Origin of the sequence: Pontimicrobium sp. IMCC45349 (genome assembly GCF_047219225.1) — a bacterium.
Lineage (GTDB): Bacteria > Bacteroidota > Bacteroidia > Flavobacteriales > Flavobacteriaceae > IMCC45349.
Map to the genome: position 1 here is coordinate 1066695 of NZ_CP178208.1, position 22535 is coordinate 1089229.

The 22535-nt window shown below is 30.6% G+C and carries 16 protein-coding genes; 4 read left to right on the forward strand and 12 right to left on the reverse strand.

Annotation, left to right across the window (positions count from 1 at the left end):
* Complete coding sequence (locus ACLII3_RS04990) at nucleotides 1-771, forward strand: GldM family protein (RefSeq protein WP_412986978.1); 771 nt, start codon at nucleotides 1-3, stop codon at nucleotides 769-771.
* Here ACLII3_RS04990 and ACLII3_RS04995 read toward each other — a convergent pair whose 3' ends face one another.
* From ACLII3_RS04995 to ACLII3_RS05005, 3 genes are all read right to left on the reverse strand, one after another.
* A complete protein-coding gene (locus ACLII3_RS04995; RefSeq protein ID WP_412986979.1) occupies nucleotides 772-2805 on the reverse strand; it encodes a histidine kinase dimerization/phosphoacceptor domain -containing protein in 2034 nt (677 codons plus the stop codon).
* 220 nt (nucleotides 2806-3025) lie between these two features.
* Nucleotides 3026-3748, reverse strand: coding sequence for a response regulator (locus ACLII3_RS05000; RefSeq protein ID WP_412986981.1), 723 nt, complete (start codon nucleotides 3746-3748; stop codon nucleotides 3026-3028).
* 106 nt (nucleotides 3749-3854) lie between these two features.
* Nucleotides 3855-5627, reverse strand: coding sequence for a MutS-related protein (locus tag ACLII3_RS05005; RefSeq protein ID WP_412986982.1), 1773 nt, complete (start codon nucleotides 5625-5627; stop codon nucleotides 3855-3857).
* 157 nt (nucleotides 5628-5784) lie between these two features.
* Here ACLII3_RS05005 and ACLII3_RS05010 point away from each other — a divergent pair, with 157 nt between their 5' ends.
* Entirely contained in the window at nucleotides 5785-7032 is a 1248-nt protein-coding gene (locus ACLII3_RS05010; RefSeq protein ID WP_412986984.1) for an alpha/beta hydrolase-fold protein, read from the forward strand.
* Nucleotides 7033-7045: 13 nt separating this feature from the next.
* Here the strand turns inward: ACLII3_RS05010 and ACLII3_RS05015 are convergent, their stop codons facing one another.
* The 3 genes from ACLII3_RS05015 to ACLII3_RS05025 form a co-directional block, all read right to left on the reverse strand.
* Nucleotides 7046-7996, reverse strand: a complete 951-nt coding sequence (locus tag ACLII3_RS05015; RefSeq protein ID WP_412986985.1) for a M28 family peptidase — start codon at nucleotides 7994-7996, stop codon at nucleotides 7046-7048.
* 70 nt (nucleotides 7997-8066) lie between these two features.
* Nucleotides 8067-8777 (reverse strand): LytR/AlgR family response regulator transcription factor, encoded by a 711-nt coding sequence (locus ACLII3_RS05020; RefSeq protein WP_412986987.1) that lies wholly within the window; start codon nucleotides 8775-8777, stop codon nucleotides 8067-8069.
* Nucleotides 8777-9805 carry a sensor histidine kinase gene (locus ACLII3_RS05025; protein WP_412986989.1) on the reverse strand — a complete coding sequence of 343 codons (1029 nt, stop codon included), beginning with the start codon at nucleotides 9803-9805 and terminating at the stop codon, nucleotides 8777-8779. Before ACLII3_RS05025 ends, ACLII3_RS05020 begins: the two co-directional genes overlap by 1 nt.
* A gap of 261 nt (nucleotides 9806-10066) precedes the next feature.
* Between ACLII3_RS05025 and ACLII3_RS05030 the strand changes: the two genes are divergently transcribed.
* Nucleotides 10067-12445 carry a TonB-dependent receptor domain-containing protein gene (locus ACLII3_RS05030; RefSeq protein ID WP_412986990.1) on the forward strand — a complete coding sequence of 793 codons (2379 nt, stop codon included), beginning with the start codon at nucleotides 10067-10069 and terminating at the stop codon, nucleotides 12443-12445.
* Nucleotides 12446-12459: 14 nt separating this feature from the next.
* Nucleotides 12460-13410 carry a hypothetical protein gene (locus ACLII3_RS05035; protein WP_412986991.1) on the forward strand — a complete coding sequence of 317 codons (951 nt, stop codon included), beginning with the start codon at nucleotides 12460-12462 and terminating at the stop codon, nucleotides 13408-13410.
* Nucleotides 13411-13490: 80 nt separating this feature from the next.
* Here ACLII3_RS05035 and ACLII3_RS05040 read toward each other — a convergent pair whose 3' ends face one another.
* The 6 genes from ACLII3_RS05040 to ACLII3_RS05065 all read right to left on the reverse strand — a co-directional run bounded on the left by ACLII3_RS05040 (nucleotide 13491) and on the right by ACLII3_RS05065 (nucleotide 22518).
* Nucleotides 13491-15140: a serine hydrolase gene (locus tag ACLII3_RS05040; RefSeq protein WP_412986992.1), complete on the reverse strand. Its 1650-nt coding sequence runs from the start codon at nucleotides 15138-15140 to the stop codon at nucleotides 13491-13493.
* Between the two features lie 183 nt (nucleotides 15141-15323).
* Nucleotides 15324-15911 carry a helix-turn-helix domain-containing protein gene (locus ACLII3_RS05045; RefSeq protein WP_412986993.1) on the reverse strand — a complete coding sequence of 196 codons (588 nt, stop codon included), beginning with the start codon at nucleotides 15909-15911 and terminating at the stop codon, nucleotides 15324-15326.
* 116 nt (nucleotides 15912-16027) lie between these two features.
* The gene (locus tag ACLII3_RS05050; RefSeq protein WP_412987892.1) at nucleotides 16028-16771 is read right to left on the reverse strand and encodes a succinate dehydrogenase/fumarate reductase iron-sulfur subunit; all 744 of its coding nucleotides are present in this window, start codon (nucleotides 16769-16771) and stop codon (nucleotides 16028-16030) included.
* A gap of 22 nt (nucleotides 16772-16793) precedes the next feature.
* Nucleotides 16794-18806 (reverse strand): fumarate reductase/succinate dehydrogenase flavoprotein subunit, encoded by a 2013-nt coding sequence (locus tag ACLII3_RS05055; protein WP_412986995.1) that lies wholly within the window; start codon nucleotides 18804-18806, stop codon nucleotides 16794-16796.
* Between the two features lie 12 nt (nucleotides 18807-18818).
* Entirely contained in the window at nucleotides 18819-19478 is a 660-nt protein-coding gene (locus ACLII3_RS05060) for a succinate dehydrogenase cytochrome b subunit (protein WP_412986996.1), read from the reverse strand.
* A 199-nt stretch (nucleotides 19479-19677) separates the two neighbouring features.
* A complete protein-coding gene (locus ACLII3_RS05065; RefSeq protein ID WP_412986998.1) occupies nucleotides 19678-22518 on the reverse strand; it encodes a WD40/YVTN/BNR-like repeat-containing protein in 2841 nt (946 codons plus the stop codon).
* Nucleotides 22519-22535: the final 17 nt, after the last annotated feature.

The window sequence follows — 22535 nt, forward strand, 5'->3', positions numbered from 1 at the left end:
ATGAGTATTTTGTGTTATAGTTACACACAAAACCGTCAAACTATTAAAACTCATCATTTACTTTACGTATTAGCTTTATTATGCTTTAGTTGTAACTCTTCAAGGGTTTCTAGAACTCAATTACTCACAGAAAACAAATTACTTAAAGAAGAATTGGTGTCTTTAAAAACAATAGACACTTCAAAAACAGAAACAGTTCTAGAATTGAGCAAAATGAATATTGTTTATAGAGGTGTTACTAATCCAGTAAAAATTTCTGTGCCAAATGCAATCAAAGTAGTTGCATCTGCTCCAGGTTTAAAAAAGATTGACGAATATGGTAACTATACATTTACAGCTGGAGGCGGAAAAACTGTCGAAGTAAAAATTATGGCTATTATGCCTAATGGTGACACCATAAAAAGCACAAAAACACTAAGAATAAAAAATTTAAGTAAACTAAGAGGAACAATCAATGGCCTTGGTTGTGGAACAAGTTGTGAAGTATTAATCAAAAAAGAACAATTATCTAACGCTCTTATAGATGCTCGATTAGATAATTTCTTATTCGATTATAACTTTTATGTAACAAGCTTCAAAATTCACACAAAAAGTTTAACAAAATCAATTGAAATAGAAGGCAATACAATTACTAAAGAAACGAGCGATAAAATTTTACACAATCTTAAAATTGGAGATATTGTTCATGTTTTTGATATTAAAGTAAGAATTTATGGTAGTAGTCTCCGTGCTAAACCTCCTTCTCCAATTATCATTAAAATAGTTGAATAATTATTCCATCGCTGCTCTAGCATTAGTGTCTTTAAATGTTACTGAAAAGTTTGCACCATTATCGTAAAAATAAGTTGTAACACCATGTAGTTGCTTAGAAAGACGCCTCACAAGTCTTAACCCAAGACTTTTGGCTTTAGAAAAATCAAAACTCTCTGGTAAACCTTTACCATTGTCTTTTACCTTTAAAATATAGTTTTGATTTTTCTCTTTTGTTAATATTATATCTAATGTTTGCTTTTCAGAATTAAAACCATACTTATACGCATTTGTAATAAGTTCATTAATAATTAAACCTAATGGTATTGCAGTATCAATATCGAACTTGTAATTAGGTACATTTATATTAATTTTTGGTTTTTTATCTTTTCCATACATCATTGAAATATCTTTCACTAAGCTTTTTACATAAGCATCAAACTCGATTAATAAATCTTCATTTTGATATAGTTTTTGATGTATTAAAGCCATAGATTTTACTCTACTTTTACCTTCTTCGGCTAGCTTTAAAGCTTGTTCATCTTCAATACCTTTAGTTTGTAATTCTAGTAAACTTGATACTATCTGAAAGTTATTTTTAACTCGATGATGCACTTCTTTAAGTAATAATTGTTTTTCGTGTAAAGCCTTTTCAATTTGCTTGTTTTTTGCATCTAAAATAACTGATTGCTTTTTCTTTTTTCGAAATGCTATAAATGCAAAAAGAGCTAATAATGCAGAAACTAGTAAAAATGAATAAAGTATGTTGGCATTCTTTTTTTGTTTAGCAATTTCTAAGTCGTGATTTAGTTTTGTTAATTGCTTTTCTTGTGCTCTCTGTAAGCTGTCAACATACTTTTCGCGCTCAAACTTAGCTGTTAACTCTAATTCTTTTAACTCTTCTACTTTTTCTTTACCAAATAAAGAATCGTTTACTATTAAAAAGTCATTTAAATAATAATATGCCTTTTTAGAGCTACCTGCTTTATTATATAAAACAGCCAACTGTTTTGTTACTATTTGCTGGCTATTTAAACTTCCTATCTCTTTATAGACATTGTACGCCTTTTGAAAATAGTCAATAGCTTTTTGGTTATCACCTAAAGTTTCCCAATAACTACCATATGTTTCATTAACCAAACCTTTAAAATCCATTACCTTAATTTGTGGCATTAGTGACGCTATTTCATCTAAATACAACTTCGCTTTATTGGTATCTTTTTCTTTTAAATAAATACTTGCCAATAACCTATTTGCAAATGCTTCTCCATAAGTAAAGCTTGCTTTTTTTGCATAAACTATTGACTTCAACAATAGTGTTTCTTGAGTATCAATCGTTCTACAGTTACACTCAAAATAAGTACTTGCTAGGTTGTTAGACCAAATAACAATACGCTTATAATCTTCTCGCTCTTCGTAAAAACTTACAATCTTTTTTAGAGTTTCAATAGCATCTTCAAAGTTTTTATTTGAATAGTGTATTAAACTCTCGCTTCCATAAATTCTAATTAATTCTTTATCTGGATCATCACTTTTTAGAGCAATCTCTTTAGCAACATTTAATTCTGAAAGTGCATTAGCATAGTCACCTAAATGACTATAAGAATTCGATTTTAATGTATGTGTTCTTATTTTATATGTGTCGTCATCAAGAAAGTTAAACCAATAACTTGCGCTATCTGCCTCTTTTAAAACATTAAAATAATCATCCTGTCCTAACTTTGATTTTGCTATTAAATACCTTGTTTTTGCTAGATTAAAAGTGTCTTTTAATTCTATAAAGATAGTATATGCATCATTGTAATAGCGTTCCATTTGCTCACCATCATAAGATGAGTTAAGACCATAGCTAACAAATACTTCTGCTAAGTACGATTTATCATCTATCAATCTAGCTATTGCTTCTTGTTGCTTTAATAATAAACTAATACTATCTCTATTTTTAGTATTCTTGATTTTTTGTGACAACTTATCAAAATCCTTAACATTTTGAGATTGTGCATTGCTACTTAAAAAACTAAACAATAAAAAAACGAAAACTATAACTTTTTTCATTTAAGGTTGGTTGGGTTAATGTACTTCACAAATATATTTTTATTTAAATTAAAAAAGCCTCTTGCTAAAGAGGCAGTTAATTAATTAAACCCTTGAAAATTACTTTTAAAACCTCTCATAACGTAACAAACACACGTATTGTTAAAAAGGCTATAAACAAATATACTTTAGGTTCAAGGTATTATCTTAAAAAATGTTCTAAAAGCATTAATATGTGTCACTAAATTAAGTTTAACTTATTAATTAAATTTTCTTTAAACTTTTTACCAATAGGAATATCATAATTGTCAAGTTTAATGCAATTATGACTTATTTGATTTAAGTAAATAGTGTTGATAATATAACCTCTATGCACTCTAATAAATTTATGATTAAGCTTGTTTAATATATCATTAAGGCTAGTTCTAACTACATGTATGGTGCCATTCTTTAAAATAATCTCAGCATAAACATGTGCACTTCTTAAAAATAAAATATCTTCAAATAACAACTTTATAAAAGCACCTTTTTCTTTAATAAATAAGGCATCATTTATAATAAACCCTTCATTACTTGCCTTTCCTGTTTTATTTGAATAGTTATACAAAGCAATTTCAATAGAAGTATAAAGTTCTTCTTTAGAAAAAGGTTTTACTAAATAAGCAGGAGGCATTACTTTTTTAGCTTCATTTAATGTAATAGCATCTGTATTTGAAGTAAGAAAAATAAAGGGAAAGTCGTATTCTTCTTTTATCTTTTTTGCTATATCTATTCCTGTTTTTTTTCCTGATAATTGAATATCTAAAATAGCAATATCTGGTGTTTCTTCTTCAATTACGCTAATAGCTTCAGTATAACTTATTGCTGGTTCAAAAGCCTGATAACCTAAATCGGTTAATGTATCACAAATATTATCTGCTATAATAATTTCGTCTTCTACTACTAAAACTTTGACTTTATTCATCCCAAATTTTGTCTAAATGCTAATGTAAAAACTCCTACGTTATTTGTAATCATTTTAAACAACAAAATGTTCTAAAATCTTCTTTTTTTGTTCTTAAAAAAATCAGTTAGACTATTTCCATCTTTTTTAATAAGAAACTAGCATTCATATTTTGACAAACACCTTGTTTTAATTTATAATCAAAAAAGAGTTCATCATTAACAATTTGTGCATCAAAATAATAATTTTGCACATCGTTTAACTCCTTTTCTATTTCACATAAACTTAAGTCGTGCGTAGCTATAATTCCTGTGGCATTACTAGCAACCAATTTTTCTACAAACTTACGTGAGCCAATGGCTTTATCTGTGCTATTAGTGCCTTTTAAAATTTCATCAAGAATAATAAAATATGGCTCTTTTTTAATAGCATCTACAATAAACTTTAAACGTGTTAATTCTGAAAAGAAATACGAACTATCATCGATTAACGAATCACTTGTACGCATACTTGTAACAAGCTTTACAGGATTATACTCGCTTGTTTTAGCACAAACAGGCAATCCAGCATTTGCCATTACTATATGCAAAGAAATGGTGCGTAAAAAAGTACTTTTCCCAGCCATATTAGCACCTGTAACAATAAAGAACTGCTCGTTATTAATTCTAACATTACTAGTGACTCTTTTTTCTTTATCTAATAATGGATGCCCTAAATCTTTTGCATTTACGACCTCACCTTTAGAAGTAATATATGAAAATGTAAAATTAGGATGATTAAACACATAATTTCCTAAAGAGTTATATGCATCAAAAAACGATACAACTTCAAACCAATCTTCTACTTTGTCTGCATATTGCGCAATCCATTTTTCAATTTTATAGCTCTGTTTTAAATCCCAAAGAAAATACCCATTTCCAAAAATTGCCGACAGTAAATTGTTTCTATTATCAAGCGCATCTAACGCTTTAGAAAGTGACTTAAATATCTCTGAAGCTTTTTTTGATTCCGATTGTATTTTTAGTTGTTTCTCTTTTAGTAATTCAGACTTGAATGTTTCATTTTCAATTTGATTTAGCAATGCAGCATATTGCCTAAATGTATCTTTTACTTTACTTGTATTTAACGCTAAATCGTTAATCTTTTTTAAATAAAACCCAGTAATTCCTAAACCTACAAACAACCAGTAGCCAACATACTCTACTGGAATTACTCCAAAAATTGCACAACTTGTAATTATTAAAAATAAAACACTAAATACTTCTGGTAACCAAGCCATAGATTTTGGTAAAAACAACTTGTGTTGCTTTAACCAATTTATAATAGTTCTTGCTGGTGTTTCTACCGAAATAAGTTGTGCTTTTGCTGTATAGTTTTGTCGCCAAATTGCTTTTTCGGAAAGCTCTTTAATAGCTTCTTGACGTTTAACAATGCTGTTAATATTATTAGCAGTTAAAATACTTGCTAATCGCTCTTTACCTTCGGAAATAGCTGTTCTATTAATGAATTGAAAAAAAGAACCTCTTCCAAATAAATCAATATCTAAGCTATAAAAGTGCGTTGGGTTTTGAAATTCTAAACCACTTGATCTATGTTGAAACTCGCCTGTGCCAATTTTAATTTCTTCTTCATTAAGTGTAACTAATACTTTTGCTAAATCTCGTTGTGCCTTAACATCAGTATATCTAGACAATAAGTATAAAAAAAGTGCAATACCAACAATAGCAATAATGAGAGCTATTTGCCAATTATTGAAAAAGAAATAGACACCTAAACTTGTAATTACAAAAACCAATAATCGATAAGTACTCATTAGTACTAATCGCGATTTAAAAGATTTCACTTCTTTTAAATATTTTTTTAATTGCTCTTGGTAAAATGTTGAAGGACTTTTAAACATAAAATGAATTTAATCGTGTAAAGAAACAAAAAATATTTGCTTGATTTTCGCACTATTACGAACACATCTAATTTTATATTTTAATTATGATTTTTTTGAGTATTTACTTATTTCTTTGTTATTGAACCTAATCAATTCTTTTAAAAAAATCAAAATCATGAAATGTATTCTTAAAGTAGCTTTATTAATAATACTTTTTAATATCCAAACTACATATTCTCAATCAAAAAATCATGATATTGTTATCGGCAAAAATCACACAATTAACTCAAGCATATTAAAAGGAGAAAGAGGTTTTCAAGTATATCTTCCAAAAAATTACCACAATTCTGAAAAGAAATACCCTGTATTATACATTCTTGATGGTCAATTGCATTTTAAAAATGGAGTAGCTATTCAAGAATCATTACAAGTTCCTGGTGCTATCCCAGAAATGATTATTGTTGGTCTTCAAAACAATTATCCTAAACGTACTGATATAAAATGGAGCAAAAAAGAAACTTATTATTCATTTTTAGCAGACGAATTAATCCCGTATATAGAAGCAACCTATAAAGCCTCTAAAACACGTGTTTTGTTTGGATGGGAAATGAGTGCCTTTATTAGTTCGTACATGTTATTAAATGAAGAACCTTTATTTGATGGTGTCATATTATCTAATGGAGGAAGCCCAACAGTAGAAATGGTAGAAGCTTTTAAAAAAGGCTCTAACTTAAGTAACTACTATTTATATATGACCAATTCAAAAAAGGACATTTATACTATAGAGTATACTAACGATTTAGCTAAATTATTAGAAAATGAAGCGCCTAAAAATTTAAAATGGATTTATAAAAAGTTTGATAATGAAACCCATGAAACATTGCCATATTTAACCATGTATTATGGCTTACGATATTTTTACCACAACTTTGAATCTGTTAATTTTAGTAGCTTTGAAGATTATGAGCAATTTGGAGGCATACCAAGTTTAAAAACATATTTTAAAGAACGTGGAGAGCGTTTTAGTTTCCCAAAATCAATAGATGATTCTACTAAAAATGGACTTATATGGTTAGCTTGGAACAAAGATAATTTTGATTATTTCAAGTTGTTCATGAATGAGTTTAAAGATGTTTTAAGTACTAAAAGATATCAGTCTGGTTATTGGCAAAATCGTTTGGGTCAAATGTATCTTAAACATGGTGATATAACATCTGCCTTAACTTTTTTTAATAATGGCATCAATAATTTTAGCGATTCTAAAGAATTAGCTGAAATGCATTTTGGTATAGCACAAGCAAATTTTACCTTAAAGAAAAAGAAAGAAGCCAAAAAACATATTAAAACTGCTATTAAAATAGCCGAAGAAAAATCTGATTCTAACTTAGAAAAATACCAAGAATACTTAAGTAAAATAAGCTAAGAATCTATAAAACTTAAAAACTCATTTCATCAAGGTTTTTAATTACCTCAATAATTGTTTGTACTGAATTTTGATAAAAAACTGGCTTTATTTTTTCAAAATCATCAGTTGGTTTATGATAATCTTCATGGTCTTCAACTCCAAAGTACAAGAAAGGAATTCCTTTTTTATGAAATGGTGCATGATCTGAAGAAGTCACCCAACCTTCTTTGTTATCTAAACCATCATGTCCAGATAATAACGAAAAGCCTTCGGGTAAGCTAATACTATTAATTGCAGGCTTTAATTGCTCATACAAATTAGCACCAACTACATAAAGCTCGTTATTTTTATTTCTCCCAATCATATCAAAATTGATATTTAACCCTATTTGATTTATTGGTAATATTTTACTATCTACAAAATGATAAGCGCCTTTTAAACCTAACTCTTCGGCATCAAAAGCAGCTAAAACTACATTGTGTTTTGGAGGATTTTGTTTAAAATATTCGGCTAAAGCAATTGAAGCACCAACACCAGAAGCATTATCATCTGCTCCATTATATATCTTATCCTTTTTTATGCCTTCATGGTCATAATGAGCAGAAATTACTATATGCTTTTTTAAACTATCTGTACCCTTAATAAACCCAAGTACATTAACACCTTCGTATGCTTTTCCCCATGCTTTAAAAGAAAATGATTGTTCAAAACTACCATTTAAAGGTTTTACATTTAGTTGGTTAAATTGATTTATAATATAGTCTCTAGTCTTTTCAGCTCCTCTTGTTCCGGTTCGTCTGCCTTCATACGCATTAGATGATAATGTCTTTACATGCTGGAGCAAAGCATTAGTATTAAAGTCGTAATTTTTATATGGTTTTGAAACTACAGAAGTTGTAGTATTAACAGTAGCTTCTTGTGGTTTTTTACAACTTAGTGTAAAAAGGAATACTACTAATAGTAGCTTTATGGTAATCTTCATGTTAGGAAATAAAAAGTAAAGCTAACTAAAAATTATGAAGCTTATTTATATAATATGTTAATATATAGAGTTATCTTTTTAAAGCTTTAAAAACTTCTTGCTTATAACTTATTCCAATAGGTATTTCTATATCTCCAATTTCTATATCCTGAGAAGTATAGGCTGAAATTTCGTTTAAATTTACAATATAAGAGCGATGTGTTCTTAAAAAATAGTCTGGTAACATTTTTTCAAATTCGCTAATCTTTTCTTTAGTAGTAATAGTTAGTCTAGCTGTATGAATTCTAACATAATCTTTTAAACTTTCAGCATATAAAATATCTTCAAATTTAATTCTATAGTGTTTTTTGTTAACATTTACCGAAATAAAATCTTTCTCATCACCTTTCTCTGCAGGAGTAATAGAATCTGATTTTTCTGGAACTTCTATAGATTTTTGAAACTTATTTATCGCTTTAAAAAACCTATCAAAAGAAATTGGTTTTAACAAATAATCAACCACTTCTAACTCATAACTCTCTACTGCATATTCTCTATAAGCTGTGGTGAAAACTACCTTAGGAGGATTACTAATAGATCTTAAAAATTCAATTCCTGTAAGCGTAGGCATTTGTATATCCAAAAACATTAAATCTACATGATTGTTCTTCAACATCTCTAAACCTTCAATAGCATTTTGACAAGTTCCAATAACTTCAAAATTTGAAAACTTTGAAATATGATCTTTAATCAATTCAATTGCTAAAGGCTCATCATCTATTATAATACACTTTACTACCATTAAGTCAAATCTACAATAAGTTTTACTTGAAACGAGAGCGGTTCTTCAATTATTTCAATTTGGTGTTTATTAGGATATAGCAATTGCAACTGACTTTTAGTATTACGCAAGCCAACACCCTCCTTAAACTTAGTTTTATCTTCTTGTTTAAATTTTTCTTTAGTATTAAATATTGAAAATAATAACTGTTTATTCTTTACTTCTAACTTAATATCAATAATTGGATTTTTAATTGCACCACTTGCGCCATGTTTAAAAGCATTTTCAACAAGTGATATTAAAAGTAAAGGTGCAATTTTAGTATTTGGGTTATCAACTGTATTTGTAAATGACAAAGACAATCGTTCACCATAACGTAATTGTTCTAAATTAATATAGTTATCTATTAACTGAATTTCTTTATCAATTAGCACTTCTTTATCGTTACATTGATAAAGCATATAATCTAAAATATCAGACAATTTCAATACAGTATCCGAAGCTTTATCAGATTTCTGCAATGTTAATGTATATAAGTTATTAAGTGTATTAAATAAAAAGTGTGGATGAATTTGTGCTTTTAAAAAACTTAATTCTGCAGATACTTTTTCCTTTAACAACACCTCTTGTAGCCTTTGAGCTTCTAAACGCTCTTTTAATAACTTCACGGAAACGAATAAAAATACTGGTAAAAACACACTATAGAAATAGTGTTTATATAACCATTTTACATCTGTAAGAATTTCCCAAATTGACTCTTTTCCAAAAGGTGGCTCTCTATATAGTTCTTCAATAATATGTACAACCAATATACGCCCTAAAGCTGAAAACGCATAACAACCAATTAACAACGATAAAATAAATAGTCCATATTTCTTTTTATACAGCAACTTAGGTATTTGATAATAGGCCATAAAATAAGCTGCAAGCATCTGCGGAATCAAAATAATAGCGTTATGCACCAAAACTTTATGGTAACCATCTTTATATACTACATTAATTTGAGTATAAAACAATAGTAATAACACCCAAAAGAGACTATGGCTCAACCATCGATTTTGAATAATTCTATTCGCTATTTTAGATAAAGTTTCATTCATTATCACCAAAAATACACATAAAGCTACCTTATTCTTAAAAAAACGTCCAATTAGTATTTAAACCCAACGAATACACCATTACTCTTGATGAATTGCATTCAACCCTGTTTTTCATATTTATGTATGACAGTAGCGCTTGTTTGTCCTTTATATTTAATCCGCATGAAATAAACTAAGACTTTTGAGGCATCAAATCAAAAAACACAGTTTATGACACGATTATTAATCACAATTATTATTTCAATTACATCTTTATCGATGTTTGCAAACAATGTAGTTCTAGAAAAAAAAATATCAGGTATTATTATTGATGCCGAAACAAAAGAGCCTTTAGAATTTGCTACAGTATCACTGTTAAAAGATGATACACTAATAGATGGTATTATCACTAATGAAAAAGGAGAATTTAGCATTTCTGCAAACAAAGGAACATATACCATAAAGGTAGACTACATTTCATATAAAAGCCATGAAGCTAATATTCAACTAGATAAAAATTTAGATTTAGGCACTATCCCATTAAAAATAGATATGGAAGCTTTAGATGCAGTAGAAGTAGTTGCTGAACGCTCTACAGTCGACCTAAAACTTGACAAAAAAGTATTTAATGTTGGTAAAGATTTATTATCTCAAAACGGTTCATTAGTTCAAATTTTAGAAAATGTGCCTTCGGTAGCTGTAGACTTAGATGGAGGTGTTAGTTTACGTGGTAATGCTAATGTAACTGTTCTTATTAACGGTAAACCATCTGTTTTAGCTGCAAATAATGGATTAGATCAAATACCAGCACAACAAATTGAGCGTATAGAAGTTATCACAAACCCTTCTTCAAGATATCAAGCAGCAGGTACTGCAGGAATTATCAATGTCATAATGAAGAAAAATAAAAAAGGAGGTCTTAGTGGTTCTTTAAGTATGAGTAACTCTATTAGAGCCGATTTTAATACTAACGCCAACTTAAATTACAAAACAAATAAAATTAACATCTTCTCTACTTTAGGATATCGATTTGTAGACAGTAAATTTACTGAACGCTCAAATCAAAACTCTTTAGTTGGTGATGATTTTGTAAATCTTTATCAAACTTCAGATTCTTATAGAAACACTAAGGTTTCAAACATATATGTTGGTATGGATTATTTCTTAAATGAAAAAAACACCTTTACTGCTTCGTATTATAAAGTCCTTATAGATAGAAATAATAAATCAAATTATACATATAATTATTTTGACTCACAAAATTCTAATGATAGTACTCTAGTAAGAAATGAAAAGTACGATGAGCCAATGGACCACAATCAATTAGAATTGAGCTATGAAAAGACATTTGATAAAAAAGGTAAAAAACTACTTATTGATTTTCAATATGATTTTTGGGATGATGATGAAAACGAAACTTTCCTCACTCAAAAATTAACTCCAGAGTTATTACCTGAAGAATTATCAAGAACTAGAGATATTGAAAGTAGTAAAGACTACTTATTACAATTAGATTATGTAAATCCAATCAACGAAAACACCACCTTTGAAACAGGTTTAAGAGGTGAAACTAGAGTTATTTCTAGTGACTATAAAGCTGAAGTATTTAACGGAGATACATGGGAAATATTTAACGGCATAAACAATGATGTTGACTATAAAGAACAAATTGGAGGTATTTATGCTCAATATGCTGGAAAGTTAAAGAAGTTAAGTTATCAATTAGGATTAAGAACAGAGTTTACTAAAATTGACATTTCTGATAAAAACAATGAATTCAAAAATACAAAAGACTATACTAAATTATTTCCTACTGCACATTTAACTTACACTTTTTCAGAGAAAACAAATATGCAATTAAGCTATAGCAGACGTATAAACAGACCTAGTTTTTGGCATTTAAATCCTTTTGGTGGCTTAGCTCAATTAAACGCTATTCGTCAAGGAAATCCAGATATGGATCCAGCTTTGACTAATTCTTTAGAATTAGGTTTTTTAACTAGAATAGGAAAGCTTAGAATTAACCCTTCTATATATTATCAAAACACCGACGATCCATTTCAGTTTATTACCGAACGAAATGAAGATGATATTTTAGTTACCAAACCAATAAACATTGATACCGAAAATAGAATTGGAATTGAAATTTCAATGAATTACAGGCCCTTTAAATGGATGCAACTTTCTGGAGAATTAAATTATTTCAGCTTTGAACAAATGGGTCTTTATGAAAATGTAGATTTTGGTTTCAAGGACAGTAGATGGTTTACACGAATAAACTCAAGAATAAAGCTTCCTTCAGATATAACAATGCAAACAAGTTTTAACTATAACGGAAGAAACGAAAGTGCTCAAACTATTACTAAATCTAACTACAGCTTAGATTTGGGGCTGAACAAAAACTTTCTAAATAACAAAGCAACTATTACATTCAACATAAGAAACATGCTAGACTCTAGAGAGCAAATTCAAACTAGATATGGAGATGATTTTACGTATTCTAATACAAGAAAATTACTTGGTCCAAAGTACACCTTAACTCTTATGTATAGATTTAACCAAAACGGAAAAACAAAAACGAGACGTCCAGGAGGAAGTAATAGAAATTAATAAACATCCAAACAATGAAAATACGTTTAATACTTTTACTAATATTAGGTTTTACCACTACATTATCTGTAGCACAAAATGTAAAACTTAATCAAGGAGATGGATCTTTTAAAATAGAGGGAAACCTAAGCCATGAACAAGATTCTATTACAGTTTTTTACCATAAACCTGTAAACTTTAAGCATAATTCTAAAATTTTAATGGTCATTCCAGGTGCTGGAAGAAACGCTGACGACTATAGAGATTCTTGGATTGAGGCTTCAGAAAAATATAATGTGCTTATAATTTCTCCTTCATATGAAGAAGAGAAATACAATTTTGGAGATTACCATTTAGGAGGTGTTGTAAAAAATCTTGATTTAAGAACTGGGATTTCTTTTGAGAAAGGAACTAATCGTGTTCATTTGGATGAGTCTGTAGATAGGTTTCACATTAATTTAAACACGAAGCAATGGTTGTTTAATGATTTCGACAGACTCTTTGATATGGTAGTAAAATCAATAAACTCTTCACAAAAGTCTTACGATATTTTTGGCCATTCGGCTGGAGGACAAATATTACATAGATTTGCTTTGTTGTTTCCAAACTCGAAAGTCGATAGAATTTTAGCTTCTAATGCTGGTTCATATACTTTACCAGATTTCAAAACTAATTTCCCATTTGGATTGAAAGATCTTACTATTGAGGCATCTCAATTAAAAGAATCATTTCAAAAGAATTTAGTTATTTTTCTAGGAGAAGAAGACAATGAAAACGAAACAGGCGGTTTAATTTTACGTTCTCCAACTTTAGACAAACAAGGTACTCATCGATTTTCTAGAGGAAATTATTTTTACAACAAAAGTAAAGCTATAGCCAAAAAGCTTAATACAATATTCAACTGGGAGCTCTTTATTGTTTCAGGTGTTGGACACAATCAAAAAGAAATGGCAAAAGCAGCTGCACTATATTTATACGATAAGTAAAATTTTTAATATAATAAAAGCCCAAACTAATATGCTGAATTTATTTCAGTAAATGCTTGGGCTTTTTTACATCAATAATATTAGCTTTTATTTAGTGATTCTGCTTTTTTGAGGTTTTCTTTATAATCTTCTAAGGATCTATGATTTACTTGTTCACCTAATTCAACTGCTTTTTTATAACAATCTATAGCGCTATCATAATCTTTATAGGTTAAATAAGCTTCACCTAAACTATCCCATACATTAGAAGAAAATGGATAACGTTTAGTGTTTTCTATAAAAAACTGTAAAGCATAATTTGAATTATCTGAATACAAAAAGTCATAACCAAAATCATTTATTGTTGTTTCATTAGGGTTATAGGTGTTTAAAAACACAGTTTTCAAACTATCAGCAACCTTTTGTTTACCTGCTTCTAAATGAATTTTCATTACTCCTCTCATGGTACTATTAGATGGGTTTACAGTATAACCACTATACTCTGAAAGTCTTTGAAAATAATCTTTTAAGGCTGTCATTCCTCCAGCTGCAATAAATTTTTCATACGAGCTTCTATTAGGATATCCTTTTAATTTATAGTCATCTTTAAGGTCATTAGCTCTTAAATATAATTGATGTAAAATTTCTTCAGCTTTAAGGTTATTTATATTAGCTAAATAGATGATTGTTGTACCATCATCATACATCCCAATATAGGCACTATTACCAGTAAGAGCGCCACCATGGCCATACAATCTAGCGTTAATATTTTTTTCTACGATATCGTCCCAATTTCTCACCCATCCATAGCAATGTCCTTTTTTATCTGGACTCAACATTATTTTGGTAAGTTCTGGAGAAAGCAATTTATGTGATTTTATAGCTTCACTCCAAATAAACAAATCTTCAACAGTTGAGTGCATTCCTCCTGCTGCATAAGCAGTAGATTGATCTCTAAAAGGAGCTTCCCTAATTTCTCCGCCATGTTCCGAAGTCCACCAATCTAGTCCATATACCTCACGATATGCATAACCTTTAGCTAATTCATTAGAGATATATTCATTAGAAGCAAAACCAGTGTTTTTTAACTGTAAAGGCTTAACAATTTTTTCATCTAGAAAGTCGGCAAAAGGTTTCCCCGAAACCTCCTCTATAATTGCTCCTAACACATCATACCCAAGGCTACTATAATAAAATTGTTCTCCAGGTTTAGCAATCATATTGGTTTTCCCTATGAGTTGTACCAATTCCTTTGGTGTGTACTTTGTCTTTCTAAAATCGGATAAATTTACACCTATAGCAGGCAAAGCAAAATAATGTGCCAATCCAGAAGTATGAGTTAATAATTGATGGATGGTAATATGATTAGCTTTTTCTTCAGGTAAATAAGGCAAATAGTATCCAATAGTATCTTGTAGTTTTAGTTTACCTTCTTCTACTAATTGCATTACTAACATTGCAGTAAATTGTTTAGTAACTGATCCTATTCCATATTTGGTATCTACTTCATTCTCTTCATTTGTTTCTCTATTAGATAAGCCATATGCTTCTTTAAAAATGACCTCTCCCTTTTTAGCTACCAAAACAGTACCACTAAAAGGGCTCCTTATTTTTATTTTAATTCCTGGGTTTTCATAACTTTCCATTAAACCTGCTATTGTTTTAGGCTCAGGTTTTAAAACAACATAGACTCCCCAAACTATAAGTACAGAGATTAATACTAGACATATTTTTAGGATTCGATTTTTCATAACAGTAATATTTTTGTTCGATTTTTAATTGAGACGCTAAAATATGTGAGAGGTTATAAAAACAAGTATGTCAATTACCCATCATTCTTACTTCATTTATATGTCATTACAATGCATATACCTGAATACTAGCACTATAACACAAATAAGCAACAAAGGTAAACTTTGTATTTTTATCTATAATTAAAACAAATTGGGAACAAATGATAACACATTAGTGCTATTTTTCGATAGTTGTGAAGCTGTTTTTAGCAATATAAATATATTAAAAACTAGAGCGACCAAATAAAAGGAACCCGAAGTATAGTGTCCTAGTCCTGCTTCACCAGATATTAAGTTTGTTAGAAAAATACTTAGTAATGCTCCAATAAAAACGGCTAAACTCCACAACAATTGAAAAGTAATTATTTTTCCTGCTATAGCATTACTTGATGATAGCTGTTTATTTCTTTTCCAAAAAAGTAATGGAATAATCATATTTACAAATGGAAAAAACACAAAAAACATCGTATATAAATTGATCTTCTTTAAAGCTGAAATCGTTTCGTTTGAAACTTTTTTTTCAACATCATGGCATACTAATTCGGTTAATTCTATTTGCAGAGCTTCTGCTAAAACTTTTAGAGTAAAAGCTCTCGGCTTAACAGTTCCTTTTTCTATTCGTTGAATAGTACTTAATGAAACATTCGATTTTTCAGCTAAAGCTTCCTGAGATAAACCTAAGTGCTTTCGAGCATTAATAATTTTTTTAGCTAAAATTAAATTTTCCATAAACCAATTGTTGTTATCAAGGCTTTTAATACTATTCTTTAATTTGGTAATATTAATAAAAAAACAAAAACCCTAAGTGAAATCACTTAGGGTTTTACTAATCGTATAAAAATAACTTATTTTAAGCTAGCTTTTATTAATTCTCTATTCATACGAGCAATATTATCTAATGAAATGCCTTTTGGACATTCAACTTCACATGCTCCAGTGTTAGTACAGTTACCAAATCCTTCTAAATCCATTTGTGCCACCATGTTTTGAACACGATCTGCAGCCTCAACTTGTCCTTGCGGTAATAAAGCATATTGTGATACTTTTGCTCCAACAAATAACATAGCAGAAGAGTTTTTACAAGTTGCCACACAAGCACCACAACCAATACAAGTTGCAGCATCCATAGCCTCGTCTGCAGCATGCTTAGAAATTGGTAATGCATTAGCATCTTGTGTATTTCCTGAAGTATTTACAGAAATAAATCCTCCTGCTTGTTGGATACGCTCAAATGCTGTTCTATCTACAACTAAATCCTTTATTACTGGAAAAGCAGCAGCTCTCCAAGGTTCAATTGTTATAGTATCACCATCATTAAACATTCGCATATGTAACTGACACGTTGTAATACCTCTGTCTGGTCCATGTGCCTCTCCATTAATATATAATGAACACATACCGCAAATACCTTCACGACAATCATGGTCAAAAGCTACAGGTTCTTCACCAGAGGCAATTAATTGTTCATTCAAAACATCCATCATTTCTAAGAAAGACATATGTTCTGAAATATCATTCACTTTATAGTCGACCATACGACCCTTGTCATTCGCGCCTTTTTGACGCCAAATCTTCAGTGTTAAATTCATTCCTTTTCCTGACATATCTTTCTTATTTATATGAACGTTGTTTTAATTCTATATCTTTAAATTCTAACTCTTCCTTATGCAATACTGCATCAGCTGGTTCGCCTTTATACTCCCATGCTGCAACAAATGCAAAGTCCTTATCGTTACGTTTTGCTTCACCTTTTTGCTCTCCACTTTCTTCAACAGATTCTTCTCTAAAATGTCCACCACAAGATTCAGCTCTCATTAAAGCATCTTTTGCGAATAACTCCCCTAGTTCTAAGAAATCTGCTACACGTCCAGCTTTTTCTAATTCAGGATTCATTTCGTTAGCATCACCTGGAACTTTAACATCTTTCCAGAATTCCTCACGAATTTGTTTGATTTCAGCCATAGCTTCTTTCAATCCTTTTTCGTTACGAGCCATTCCTACTTTATCCCACATTACTTTTCCTAAACGCTTGTGGAAATGATCAACAGATTTCGTTCCGTTGTTATTCATAAAGAAATCGATACGCTCCTTAACTTCTTTTTCAGCTTTTTCAAACTCTGGCGTATCTGTTGAAATTGGTCCTGTTCTAATATCATCAGATAAGTAATCTCCAATTGTATATGGTAATACAAAATAACCATCAGCTAAACCTTGCATTAATGCAGAAGCACCTAAACGGTTAGCACCATGATCTGAGAAGTTAGCCTCACCAATACAATACAAACCAGGAACAGTTGTCATTAAGTTATAATCAACCCAAACACCACCCATTGTATAGTGTGTTGCTGGATAAATCATCATTGGCGTTTTGTATGGATTCTCATCTACAATTTTCTCATACATTTGGAATAAGTTTCCATATTTAGCCTCAACAATCTTTTGTCCTAATTCGTAAATCTTAGCATCAGAAGGGTTATCAATACCATTAATTTTTGCTTGTTCTTTACCATAACGTGTAATTGCAGAAGCAAAGTCTAAGTATACCGCTTCACCAGTTGCATTTACACCATAACCAGCATCACAACGCTCTTTTGCTGCACGAGATGCAACATCACGAGGTACTAAGTTACCAAATGCTGGATAACGACGCTCTAAATAATAATCTCTTTCGTCTTCAGACAAATCGGTTGGTTTTTTACGACCTTCACGAATTGCCATTACATCGTCCATATTTTTAGGCACCCAAATACGTCCATCATTACGTAATGACTCTGACATCAATGTTAATTTTGATTGGTAGTCACCAGAACGCGGAATACATGTTGGGTGAATTTGTGTATAACAAGGATTAGCAAAATACGCTCCCTTTTTATGAATTTTCCAAGCAGCAGTAGCATTAGAACCCATAGCATTAGTAGATAAGAAATATACATTTCCATAACCTCCAGAAGCTATTACTACAGCATGAGCTGAATGACGCTCAACTTCACCTGTAATTAAGTTTCTTGTAATAATTCCTCTTGCTTTACCATCAACAACAACTACATCTAGCATTTCGTGACGGTTATACATTTCAATTTTACCACGTGCTATTTGACGGTTCATTGCCGAATAAGCACCTAATAATAATTGCTGACCTGTTTGTCCTTTAGCGTAGAACGTACGAGATACTAATACACCTCCAAAAGAACGGTTATCTAATAGTCCTCCATAATCACGTGCAAAAGGAACACCTTGTGCAACACATTGGTCAATAATATTTGCAGATACCTCAGCAAGACGATATACATTGGCTTCACGCGAACGATAATCTCCTCCTTTTACAGTATCGTAGAATAATCTATATGTTGAATCACCATCTCCTTGGTAATTCTTAGCTGCATTAATACCTCCTTGTGCTGCAATAGAGTGCGCACGACGTGGAGAATCTTGATATGCAAATGCTTTTACGTTATATCCTAACTCAGCTAAGGTAGCAGCGGCAGAACCTCCTGCAAGTCCAGTTCCAACAACAATAACATCAATAAGACGCTTGTTTGCTGGATTTACTAAGTCAATTTTATCTTTATAGGTTGTCCATTTATCTTTAATTGGACCCTTTGGTACTCTTGAATCTAAAGTCATAATAATTTAAGATTAATGGTTAAAATGGTGGTATAATGCAATAACTACATACCCTAAAGGAACTGCAATTGCATATACTTTTCCAAAAGTTTGTAATGCTTTTTTACGTCCTGCTGTAGAACCCATTGATTGGAATGCAGATGTAAAACCATGTAATAAATGTAATGCTAAAAACACAAAGGCTAAACAGTAAACACCTACTCTTATTGGGTTTTCAAACATGTGTACTACATGCGCATAAAAGTCTTTACCTACCTGACTTTTACCTTCAACATATTTTTCAACAATTTCTGGAACCCAAAAATCATTAAAATGGAAAACCATAAATAGTAAAATAATAGCGCCTGTATAAATCATATTACGACTTACCCAAGACGAGTTTGCAGCACCATTATTTTTAGCATATTTTACACCTTGTGCTTTTTTGTTTTGTATTTCTAAAATAAATCCCATTACTAAATGGTAGATAATTCCAAAAAGTAACAGTGGTTGTAAACCATATTGTACTAAAGGATTATTTCCCATAAAATAAGACACTTCGTTAAACATATCTGGGCTAATCACAGATAAAAAGTTTATTAGAAGATGTTGTAATAAGAAAAACATGAGGAAGAATGCCGATAACGCCATGGCTATCTTTCTTCCAATCGAAGATTTAAAAAATCCGCTCATTTGTTTGAAGTTATTTATAAGTTCTTACAAATGTACTTCAGCATGAGGTTCTAGGCAAATATCAATTGTCTTGATTTTATTATTTAGAATGATTTTAATTAAATAATTACAAAAGCAAGTGTTATTAAAAAATAAAAGGAAAACTATTTGGCTCAAAACTATAGTTTTCCTTTATTAACATTTACTTAAACTAACTCTTTTATTTTATGATGAGCTGTGTACTTTGACTACCTATTTTAACTAGATAAGTTCCCTTTGGCAGATAATATTTTCCGTTTTGTTTTTTAGAAATTTGCACCTTACTATCCTCTTTTTCAAGTGCTTTTTTTCCAGCTTCCGTAATTGTTAAATCATAAGCAGCATAATTAAAGCCTTCAAAAGCATTAACAGCAATTGAATTTAAGAGCGCTCCTCCTTGAGAAATAATATTTACACCTTGAGTAGCTGATGCTTGCGAGTAAAATCCAATACTTGTTGTAGGCTCATATTTTGGAGACCATTGACTCCAAGAATTTCCCCAACGTCTAGAAGCTCTAATTGGCTCTGTTTCAAAAATTGTTATGGCATTAGTACTAGAAGTAGCATTTTGTTGTAATGCAGTAATATTTGCTTTATAAATGCTTCTACCATGAGTTCCCAATAACAAATGGCCAGCTTCTTCTTGAATAACTAAATCATGAAAAGCTACATTAGGTAACCCTTTACTAAACAGTTCCCAAGATTTACCTTTATTGAATGATACGTATGCACCATTATCGGATCCTAAGTACAATACATCTTCATTTTTTGGATCTTCTTTAATGACATTAACAGGTGACATTGGAATATTGCTATTAATAGCATTCCATGTTTGTCCATAATCATCACTTACGTAAACATAAGCTTTAAAATCGTCAAAACGATAACCGTTTAGTGTAGCATATACACGTCCTTTTTTATGCTGAGAAGCAATAATTCTACTTACCCAAAGATTTTGAGGTAATGTATTAGAAATTCTTGACCAAGTATTTCCTCCATTTTTAGAGACATGAATATAACCATCATCACTTCCTACATAAATTAATCCGAATTGAAATGGCGATTCACTAATTGAAGTAATAGTTCCATAGGCAACATTCCCCTTTTTTCCTCCTTGAGTTAAGTCGTCACTAATAGCTTCCCAATCATCTCCTTGATTCATAGAACGCATTAATTTATTACCTCCAAAATAAACGATATCTTGGTTATGAGGTGATAATAAGATAGGAGTTTGCCAATTAAAACGATATGGACTTTCGCCTAATTCGTGTTTTATATTAAACTGTTTATACTCATCAGTAGCTCTATTAATTCTAAAATAATTTCCAAATTGGTAACCTGTATACACAATACTAGCATCTCTATTATCAATCGCTATTTGCATACCATCGCCACCCATTATTGATTCCCAAGGATATTGACCTTCACCATGCCATCTTCTATCTTCCGAAGCGTTATGTGGCCCAACCCAAACACCATTATCTTGCAAACCTCCATAAACATTATATGGCGATTCATTATCTACATTTATGGCATAAAATTGTCCAACAGAAGGTGAATTATTCTTAATCCAACTTTCACCATCATCATAAGTAATATTAACTCCTCCATCATTACCATTAATTAAATGATTAGGATTTTTTGGGTTAATCCAAAGTGCATGATGGTCGGCATGTACATTTTGCATATCCATCATTTTAAAACTTTTTCCGCCATCTTTAGATTTTATAATTGGTACTCCATAAATGTATATATGATCTACATTTTGTGGTGACACATAAATATGTCCAAAATAATAACCATAACTATAGTAAAGTCCATCTAAATAATCGTCGTGAGTTTTATCCCAACTCTTTCCTCCATCTGTACTTTTATAAACCTCGGCTCCAATAACAGGTGTATCAAACAACATAGAATTAGCATCTTCAAGGTAACGTGCCAAATCTATTGGTTTTACATTTCCGTTTCTTACCATTGATTTTACATTAGCTGCACGATATTTTTCTTGAAAACCATTCATTTTCAAATAAGAATTAAGCTTTTTATCATCTAACTTTAAAAAAGCATCTACGCTCATTGTTTTAAAATCCTCTTTTGTTAATCCATCATCTTTTCCTCTCTTATCTTCAGAAGGTCTTCTAAATTGACTATCATGAATTGCATAAATGGTATTTTCGTCAAACATTGCTAATCCTATTCTTCCTGTACCTATTCCAGTTGGAAAACCACTTTTTTCAGTAGATACTTTAGTCCATGTATTTCCAGCATCAGTACTTTTATAAATCCCTGAATTATTCCCACTTCCATCAAAATTCCAAGCTTTTCTATCTTTTGTCCAAGAGGACGCAAACATTACATTAAAATTATTGGGAGCATGCTGTAAATCTATAACTCCACTTACATCGTCAACAAATAGTGTTTGCGACCATGTTTTACCTCCATCTGTAGTTTTATACACTCCTCTTTCATTATTCGAAGAATATAAATGTCCAGTAACACCAACTACTACTTCATTTGGATTGTTAGGGTTAATTAAAATTCGACCAATATGATGCGAGTCCATCAATCCAACATTTTCCCATGTTTCACCATTATTGTTAGATTTTAAAAGACCAATTCCCGCATAAGAAGAACGCGAAGCATTATTTTCGCCAGTTCCAACCCAAATCGTTCTATTTTGCCAATTCACAGCAATATCTCCTACATTTTGGGTATCAGAATTATCTAAAATTGGATTAAAAGTTGTTCCATTATTAGTAGTATGCCACACACCTCCTGATGCATAAGCCACATAAAACTCAATAGGATTATCTGGATTAACAGCTAAATCTACTACACGACCACTCATAACTGTTGGTCCAATATTTTCAAAAGCAACATTTTTTACTAAAGACGATTTAGCCATCTTTTGTTTTTGTTCTAGAGCTGTTTTTATGTCACTCGCAGCAGTTGGAGATTGTTGTGCATATGCTGAATAACTAAATAAAAATACAAGGCTTAATAATTGAATTAAAGATTTCATTTTGGTTGATTGTTTTT